At 69.9% G+C, this 7,971-nt stretch carries 10 protein-coding genes; all 10 read right to left on the bottom strand.

Annotation, left to right across the window (positions count from 1 at the left end):
• Window positions 1-72: 72 nt before the first annotated feature.
• On the bottom strand, window positions 73-813 hold the full coding sequence (locus QH290_RS30430; protein ID WP_280386629.1) for a hypothetical protein: 741 nt from the start codon (window positions 811-813) through the stop codon (window positions 73-75).
• Window positions 798-1,610, bottom strand: coding sequence for a DUF8175 domain-containg protein (locus QH290_RS30425; protein ID WP_280386627.1), 813 nt, complete (start codon window positions 1,608-1,610; stop codon window positions 798-800). The genes QH290_RS30430 and QH290_RS30425 overlap by 16 nt, the downstream gene beginning before the upstream one ends.
• Window positions 1,611-1,641: 31 nt before the next feature.
• Entirely contained in the window at window positions 1,642-2,190 is a 549-nt protein-coding gene (locus QH290_RS30420) for a DUF8175 domain-containg protein (protein WP_280386625.1), read from the bottom strand.
• A gap of 59 nt (window positions 2,191-2,249) precedes the next feature.
• Window positions 2,250-2,513 carry a hypothetical protein gene (locus QH290_RS30415; protein ID WP_280386623.1) on the bottom strand — a complete coding sequence of 88 codons (264 nt, stop codon included), beginning with the start codon at window positions 2,511-2,513 and terminating at the stop codon, window positions 2,250-2,252.
• A 1-nt stretch (window position 2,514) separates the two neighbouring features.
• Complete coding sequence (locus QH290_RS30410; protein ID WP_280386621.1) at window positions 2,515-2,787, bottom strand: hypothetical protein; 273 nt, start codon at window positions 2,785-2,787, stop codon at window positions 2,515-2,517.
• Window positions 2,784-3,470 carry a hypothetical protein gene (locus QH290_RS30405; protein WP_280386619.1) on the bottom strand — a complete coding sequence of 229 codons (687 nt, stop codon included), beginning with the start codon at window positions 3,468-3,470 and terminating at the stop codon, window positions 2,784-2,786. The genes QH290_RS30410 and QH290_RS30405 overlap by 4 nt, the downstream gene beginning before the upstream one ends.
• 145 nt (window positions 3,471-3,615) lie before the next feature.
• Window positions 3,616-5,505 carry a cutinase family protein gene (locus QH290_RS30400; protein WP_280386617.1) on the bottom strand — a complete coding sequence of 630 codons (1,890 nt, stop codon included), beginning with the start codon at window positions 5,503-5,505 and terminating at the stop codon, window positions 3,616-3,618.
• Window positions 5,502-6,158, bottom strand: coding sequence for a hypothetical protein (locus QH290_RS30395; RefSeq protein WP_280386615.1), 657 nt, complete (start codon window positions 6,156-6,158; stop codon window positions 5,502-5,504). The genes QH290_RS30400 and QH290_RS30395 overlap by 4 nt, the downstream gene beginning before the upstream one ends.
• Window positions 6,159-6,185: 27 nt before the next feature.
• Entirely contained in the window at window positions 6,186-6,860 is a 675-nt protein-coding gene (locus QH290_RS30390; RefSeq protein ID WP_280386613.1) for a DUF8176 domain-containing protein, read from the bottom strand.
• 18 nt (window positions 6,861-6,878) lie between these two features.
• On the bottom strand, window positions 6,879-7,604 hold the full coding sequence (locus QH290_RS30385; protein ID WP_280386612.1) for a hypothetical protein: 726 nt from the start codon (window positions 7,602-7,604) through the stop codon (window positions 6,879-6,881).
• Window positions 7,605-7,971: the final 367 nt, after the last annotated feature.

The raw sequence follows: 7,971 nt of genomic DNA, 5'->3' as shown, positions 1-7,971 counted from the left end.
CATGCCCAAACCCCCCACCAACCACACCGCTTGGTATTTGACAGCCGGGGCCGCCCGCCGCGCACCCCGCCCTCACCGCGCTCCCTCCAGCCAAAAAACCACTTGCGGCGGCCCCCCCGGCCCCGCCGCGCTGGTGAACATCCACTGCGCCAAGGCGTCGCTGGCCGCAGACAGGGCCAGCAGCGTCGGCGCCGCCATCGTCGCCGACAGCGCCCACCGCAGAAATCCGGCGAAGGCCTCCGGTGCTGCGTTGTCACCGGTGAGCATCATCCGCTGCACGAGGATCTGCATCAATGCGACCAGCAAGCCCAGACCGACAGCGACGACCTGCAATGACCCGGTCATGTCGTTGACCTTCTGTACCGCGGTCGTCGACCCGGTGGCGTCGACGTCGACCGACACGAACAGCTGCCATGCGTACTTTGTGATCCACACGTAGCCGCGAAGCACCCAATCGACCAGATCCGACAACACCGATTTCCCGGCGTCGGTCACCGCGTCCTCGGCGTACTGTCCCGGTGACGGGAGCGGTGTGCACGCGTCGATACCCGGGATTTTGATATGCCCGGAACAATCGTCGTCGTCGTCGGCGGGAGCGTCACCGGGAGCAGCGGGCGTGGTCGTTGCCGTCGCGCCTGGAGAGCTCGGCGGCGCTGCCGGAGCGGTCGGTGGTGCCGTGTTCACCGGCGGCACTGGACCCGATGTCGGTTGCGCCGCAGTGGTGGCCGCGCCGACGACGAGGGCGCCGACGAGTACGGCGACCACGACGAGGGCACGGCCGACCACGCGGCGCAGCGTCACCATCTCGGCCACACCACCGGTTCGTCGGCCGGAGTCGGCTGCTTCTGACGTCCGGAATACCCGATATCGCCGATGGACTGCTCGGTGAGCCACCAGTCGCCCTCGGTCCACGTCACCGTCAGGTCGTAGCTGTAGCCGCGTCCCTGCTGCTGCGGGCCGCGGTGCTCGGCGTCCGGCGGGTACCAGAACGACACCAGCGTCGTGTCACCGCTCAGTGCCTCGGTGTGCCAGCGGGCCGGACGTCGAATCCCGTACTGCGCCAGGCAATCCGGGCTCGTCAGCTTGGCTGGGATGTCGGTGCGATCCAGCTGCAGCTGCGGAACGATCCGGTCACGGTCCTCCGGTGCCGCGATCGCCGGGATCGCGCCCTTGTCGGCGGCGGTGCCGCCGAAGTTGCGCAGGTGGTAGGCCGCGAGCGCCGCTCCCAGCGGAGTGTGGGCGAATCCGCCCCAAATCGTGTCGGCACGCCGATGTGTCGGTCCGTCGGTGGTGGAGAAGGGCAGTCCTTCGCAGTACACCCGCTGCCACATCACCGGGCCGTCGAGCACCGCCCGGTTTTGCGGAAGCGCCACGCCCCGTGGATCTTTCGCCTGCTCCACCGCTCGTGGTTGCAGCTGGGTGCTGGCCGCCAGCAACGGCGTGCCGAACTCGTTCCGGAACCATTCGGTGTCCTTGAGCGGGCCGTCGCTCACACCGCCGCCACCGACAGATTCGTTGTGGCCGCTGTCATCGCGCCCGCAGCCGGCGACAACAGCGCTGATCACGGCCAGCGTCGCGGCTGCGACGGCGAGGGAAAGTCGTTGAGTCATTGTAATATCTTCCGGCACAATCGATTCGGGTTCAGGTTTGCGGCAGCGGGTTGACGTCGCCGGGGAGCACGGGGTAGGCGGTGATCGTCTTCTCGGTCTTGGGGGCGGGCAGCTGGATCAGCCAGTTCTCGCCCAGCCACACCAGGCGCCGGACCAGACCGGTCACCGAGTGGTCGGGTTGCTCGGTGAACACCTCGACGGTCGCGGTGGTGTCGTCGTAGCCGAAGAACCGGAATCCGCGCACGCGCGGCACCCGCGAGTGGTCGATGCCGTGCACGGTGAGCTGGGCGCGGGCGGCGGCGTAGGCGTTGAGACCGTCTCCGGCAGTGAAATAGTCGCGCGCGACGGCGCCGAATTCGGTGTCCGACGCGGTATCGAGCAGGGTCTGGGAATCGACGGCGGCCATGACCGCGCCGTCCATCGAATGGGGGTAGCGGACGCGGTCTTCCCGGTCCGGTGTCGCCGGGGGCTTCACGGTGCCGTCGGTGACCCAATCCGTGCCGCGATAGTCGGTGATCGTCAACCAAGGTCCGGACGCGGTGTCACCGGCGCACGCCGTCGAGACCGCGACCACTGCCACTGCGGCGAGCGCGAGAGGAAATCGGTGAAAATAACGCATGGAATGTGGACTTTCTCGGGTCAGGGCGATGCCCACTCGGCGATGTCGAACGTGCTGGTCGCCACCGCCGCGCAGGCACAGATGATCAGCAGTTCCTTCCACAGGTCGACGGCGTCGGCGCCGTGGTCGTAGCGCCACCACGCGCGGATGCTGAGGCCGATGATCGCGGCGACAGCGAGGTAGCCCACGATGGTGATGAGCTGGCCGGCCAGATGCTCGATCGGGTCGACGACCTCCGGCGGCAGCGGCTGATACGCCAGCGGCGGTAATGCGAAGACAGCCACGTCAGGTACCCGTCGCCCAATTGACGATCTGCGCAGCGCCCGCGCCGATCCCGACCAGCACCAAAGTCATCCCGATGTAGTTCAGGACATCCGACTTCTGCATCGTGATCTTCTGATACGCGTAGATGATCACGGCCCCCAGCAGCGCCGCGAGGGCGACGACGCCGGAGAAGTAGTACAGCAGGTTCAAGAACTTGCCGAGGATCCCTTCGAACGGTCCACCTTCGGGGGTGGGCTGGTTCACGGCGAGAACTGCGGCGATGTGACGGTTCACTGTGCCTCCTTGGCCTCCTTGGTGGTGTGCTCGGCATCGCGGTCGGCGATGGTGAAGAACACGCGGGTATAGACACGGGACAGCACCGCCGGGATCGCGGAGTTGTCCGCTCTCTGTGGTGACCAGCCCTCGACTCCTGCGGGTGGCCACAGCTGCCCCGAAAGCTGTGGATCGTGATCGGCCGTGATGATCGGGACCCCTGCGGCCTCGGCCGCGGCGATCATTTCCTTCAGCTGGATACCGCCGCGCGGTTCGTCGGGACCACCGGCGGTGACGACGATCGCGGCGATCCGCGCGGGTGTGCCCGCGGTGGAGGTGAGTGCGCCGGCGAGCTGTCGCGCTGCCCGGATGCCCTCGATCGTTCGTGGCGCGGTCAGCACCAGATAGGGGCTGTGCCCTGGTGCGGGCCGCCACGATGGATCACGGGTGATCTCGCGCGAGCACGCACACCAGCGGTCCAGCGTGGACGCTCCGCTGTGCTCCACTGCCGCCATCACCGACCACAGCGGCGGCCACTGCCCCGACATCGACCTCGTTTCCTGCTCGGTGCCGGATGCGTCGGGGTCTGCCGCCTGCGCCGGTGGCTGTGCCGCCGACTCGTCCGGGTCCGCAGTGTCGTCGCGGGTCCGTTCGATGGCGGGGGCAGCGGGGGAGTCGTCATCGGTGAAGGGATTTCCGGTCACGCTGTCACCCCCTGCCGGGCGAAGGTTGATGGTGTTCGTCTCGGGATCTGCTGCTCGCGCACGGCGATGCCCGTGCGGCAGATGTGTGCGACCACCACAGGCCGCCGCAGCCGCCGCACGAACTTGATCACGGGGCACCGGGGGATCACTTCGGGGCCGCCTTTGCGATCGCGGTGGTAGCCGCGACAACCGGCGAGCCGAGCCGCATCAGAACGGCGGCCGGGTTGTCGCCGTCGGCCGCGGCGACCAGGCGGTCAGCGACTGGGGCCGGACCATCGGAAATCCACACGATGGGTGCTGGCGGTGGCGAGCCATCGGGCTGTGCGGGCACGGGAGGCGCCGTGAACAGCCGGACATCTCCGGTGGTATCGGTCGTGGCCGCGGCAGACAGGTCAGGCCGGTCGCTGACCGGCGCCTGCACCGCGCCGCCGGGACCGCGGTCGTAGCGTGCAGTCGGCGAGGGGGCGCCGGAGGCCTTTTCGGAGTTCTTCGTGGTCTCGGAATCCGCGCGGGCCCGGTGGTAGTCGCGGCCTGCCGCGATGATCCAGTCGGCGGTGATGTCGGCCGGGGTGGAGCCATCTGTGGCCACCCGGTCCGCGCGGTAGCCGCCCTGCGTCGCGGTCTGCGACCACAGCCGTGAATCCAGCAGCAGCGCAGGCAGATCCGCGTTCGCCTGCACTTCGTTGATCAGCAGGTCGAAGACACTGGACACCTTCTTCTCCGCCGACTGCGGCGGGACGATATTCAACGCGGCGGTCAGTGTGTTGCCCGCGATCCGCACCACCGGCGCGACCAGGCCCGGCGCCGCCGCAGCAGCCCCGGCCACAGCGCCCTCCGCCGCTGCCGCCGCCGCAGCCTCCGGCCCGGCGATCATCCCCTTGGCGGCGTTGCCCGCCGCTCCCTGGGCCGCCGACGCCGCCACCTGAACCCCGGCATTGATCAGTGAGCTGAGGGTCCCAGAGTTGAAGACCTGGCCCAGGAACGACGTCACCGACGACATCACGATCTGGCCCATCTTCAACACCGCGGTCAGGGGATCGGTCTGCTGATCGGCGTTGCGCGGGTCAGCGGCCTGCTCGAGCCGCTGTGAAATCGACGCGCCCGGATCGAAGTACACGTTCGCGAGATTGCGCCCTCGAATGTCCTTGTCCGCGAACGTCGCCACCCCGCTGGCGACCGTGTTCGCCGTCGCTGCCGCCAGCTGTCCCGCGACACCGAACGGGTCACGGGTGAAATCACCGCTGCTCTGCCCAGCAACCCCCAGCGCCGCGCGTGCCAGCGAGATCGACTTCGGCGCCGAGCACGACAGGTCACCGGGCAGGCACCACTGCGCTACCCGGCCGTCGAGCCGCCCGAACGATGCCGCGATGTCACGCTCCGGGCCGATCCCTTGCCCTTGCGGAGGGACATACAGATCCGCGAACTTGCCGACGCTCGGCGGTGTGCCCTGCTCCAGCCCCGGCCAGGGGCCCGGCCCGACCTGCGCGGGCCGGCTTGCGAACAGCGGTGCTCCCGCCGCGCGGGTCGGGTCGCCGAACGTCACCGCGAGCGCCACGGCATCCGGGGTGACCTGACCGGTTTTGCCCGCGGCGACCTGCTGCGCCCACATCGACACCGCCTGACCACCCTGCGCATAGCCCAGTGCGATCAGCTTGGTGTCCGGGCACTGGTACACCACCCGGCCCGCGACTTGCGCCAGCCGCTGATACCCGTCCAGCACCGAACTCTTGTACGCGGCAGCGACTCCCGCCGCACCGGTGTCGGCGGGATACGACACATACGTGCGCTCGACCGTGTACCCCTCGTCCTCGGCGGCGTTCAGCACCGGCACGATCACCCCGGCCAGCTCGCCGGTGTCCTGCTCGGTCGGCGCGTCCACTCTCGCCTGCCCGCTGCCCTGCACCGCGAGCACGTGAATATCCGGGCAGTGCGGCGCGCGATCGTCGGCCGTGGCCGGTGCCGCGGCCAGTACCGGCATCGAAACGACGGCGGCCAACACCCCGATGACCGCACGCCGCGTCCCACCGTCGGTCACGGTCTCACCTCCGCTCCGGTGATGAGCGCGGACAGCCTGGCCTCGCGCCAGTGTTTGAACCCTGGTGCCCGGCACCACTCGAGTGCGGGATTGTCCTCGCTGGTCACATCGACGGCCACCAGCACCCGCGCGAACACCCCGGCCGCGGTGACGATTGCGGTGTCGAGACGATGATCAGACACCCGCAAAGTGAGCCGGACTCCGTCGATATCTCCCGACTCGCGGCGCGCCTGTCCCGCGAGATAGACCGCCTTCTCCGCTGCCGACGTCGACGCACTGGACTGATCACCGGACTTGTACAAGCGGTCGTTGGGGTGAAAGGTGCTGTACCACAACACCTCTCCCTCGTCGTTGCAGATAGCGAAGGTGCCGGCCTCGTCGTCTCCGGCGGCCCACAGCACGATCTCGGGTGCATCGGCGGCCGCGGCCGCCAGCTGCTCGGCGCGCTGCTCGTTCGTGGCCTCGCGCAACGAGTTGTAGTCGATGCCGAGCTGTTTGCGCAGCTGCGCCTTCACTTTCGGGAACAGTGTTCTCGTCGTCAGATCGTGCTCCTTGGCCCACGCATAGATCTCCCCATGTGTGGCCATCTGCCGTAGCTGATCGGCGTGGTCGGCGACAGCAGCGGTGGCAATGTCCCACTCAGAGTGCGGCATGTCTTGTGCTCCTTATGAATTCGCTGGTTACCCGGCTTTGTCGTCGATGTGGACGATGGTGTTGGTGCCGTCGCTCTCGGTGACGGTCATGTGCAGCAGCCACACCACCGGCTGCTGGCCCGGCGCGGGCAGATACCGGACCGCGGTCTCGTACACCCCGCCGCCGAGATCGGTGATCGACACACACCACGGGGCCCCCGGCGCTACATCGGCGATGGCCTGGGCCAGCTGCGCTTCGGCAGGCACACCGGGCCCGCGATCGGTGACGTCCAGAGCCGCCCGCGGATCGCGGACAACGAAGAACGCGTATTCGTAGGCAGCGATCACGCCCGCCGCGGAACGGCGGTCTCCGGCGGAATTGGTCACCACAGTGGCCCCGACCTGACCCGGCGAGCAGAACGGCGGCGGCGCCACGGACGTGGCCGCCGCTGAATCGACCGAGGGCACAGTGGTGGCGATCGCGTACGGATGACCGGTATCGCCGCCGCGCTGACCGCTCCCGGCGGAAACGGCCACGAAAACGCCGACCGCAACCGCTATCCCAGCCGCTGCGGCTGCCAGCAGACGGCCACGGCCGCCGCTCCTGCGATCGGCCGTGCCGGTCCGGGCGCGGCGCCCGCGGCGCGGTGCAGTGTGCTCGGAGGGCGCGCGGGCAACGGCCGGATCGTCCAGCCACCTGCGCCACAGCTCGGGATCGGTCATCGCGGCACGTCCATATGATCAGCGCACCGCCTCCTGGACGAAGCGCAGCGCGCCGTTGATCGGATCGGCCAACGGTCCGGCCTGCTCGACGGTCACCGGCGCGACTGCCTCCACGGCATCGCGAGCCGACTCGACGAAACCACCAACCTGCGCCTCGGCCGCTGCCACCGCCGCGGTCACCGGATCCGCCGACGGCGGAACCACCGGTGGCACCTGGGCTTCCGGCGCATGGTGTTCGGGTTGCGGCTGCTGGTCGGCGACGATCTCCGCCGCCGGGGTCGGCTGTCCACCGTGCTGGTCGAGATCCGCGCCCAGTGCGGCGCCTGCGCCGCCACCTACCACAGCACCCACAGCGCCGCCGACGACGAACGCGCCGAGGCCGACACCGAACCAGCCAGCGGCGCACCCGACCAGGCCGCCCACAACCGCGCCCGCGGGGGCGCCCACACCGGCGGTGGCCGCACCCGCTGCGAACCCACCGGCGGCCGCGCCGACTGCGCCGCCGACACCGCAGCCCACCAGCGCTGCGACGGGCTGGGCAACCGACGCACCGATCACACCGCCGGCCACCGCGCCGGTAACGGTCGCGGCGGCTTCATGGTCGGATTGCTCACGCGGATGGCCGATCAGATCGAACACATACGCCGCCCACCACTCGGCATCGTCGGAGGCACCCTGCGCTGCGCGCACCATCCAGTCCGGGACGAACCCCGGCGCCTCCACCACCGCCGTGCCGAACCGCACCAGCCGAGGGTTCACCACTAGCTCGGGTGCCGGTTCAGGCACCGGTTCCGGGGCACTGCCGCCCTCGCTGCCGCTGTCCTCCGTGGGCTGGTCGGGCTGGATGGCCTCCTGCTGTTGAGGGCGGGGTCGCGGCGGCGGAGGGGTCGGCAACTGCTCGACCGGGATGTACTGCGGTACCTGCACCGGCGGCGCGGCCTGCGGGGACGGCGTCGCGGGGGGGGGGGGGGGGGGGCGGGGGGGGGGGGGGGGGCCGCCGCGCCGCCCCCGCCCCCCCCCCCCCCCCCCCCCCCCCCCCCCCCCCCCCCCCCCCCCCCCCCCCCCCCCCCCGCCGATCCCGTGTGCTGCTGGTTCTCGACAACTGCGAACA

It is taken from the genome of Nocardia wallacei (genome assembly GCF_029869545.1).
Classification (GTDB): domain Bacteria; phylum Actinomycetota; class Actinomycetes; order Mycobacteriales; family Mycobacteriaceae; genus Nocardia; species Nocardia wallacei_A.
Note: the sequence above shows the minus strand (reverse complement) of the source record. Positions and strands in the feature narration are given on the sequence as shown.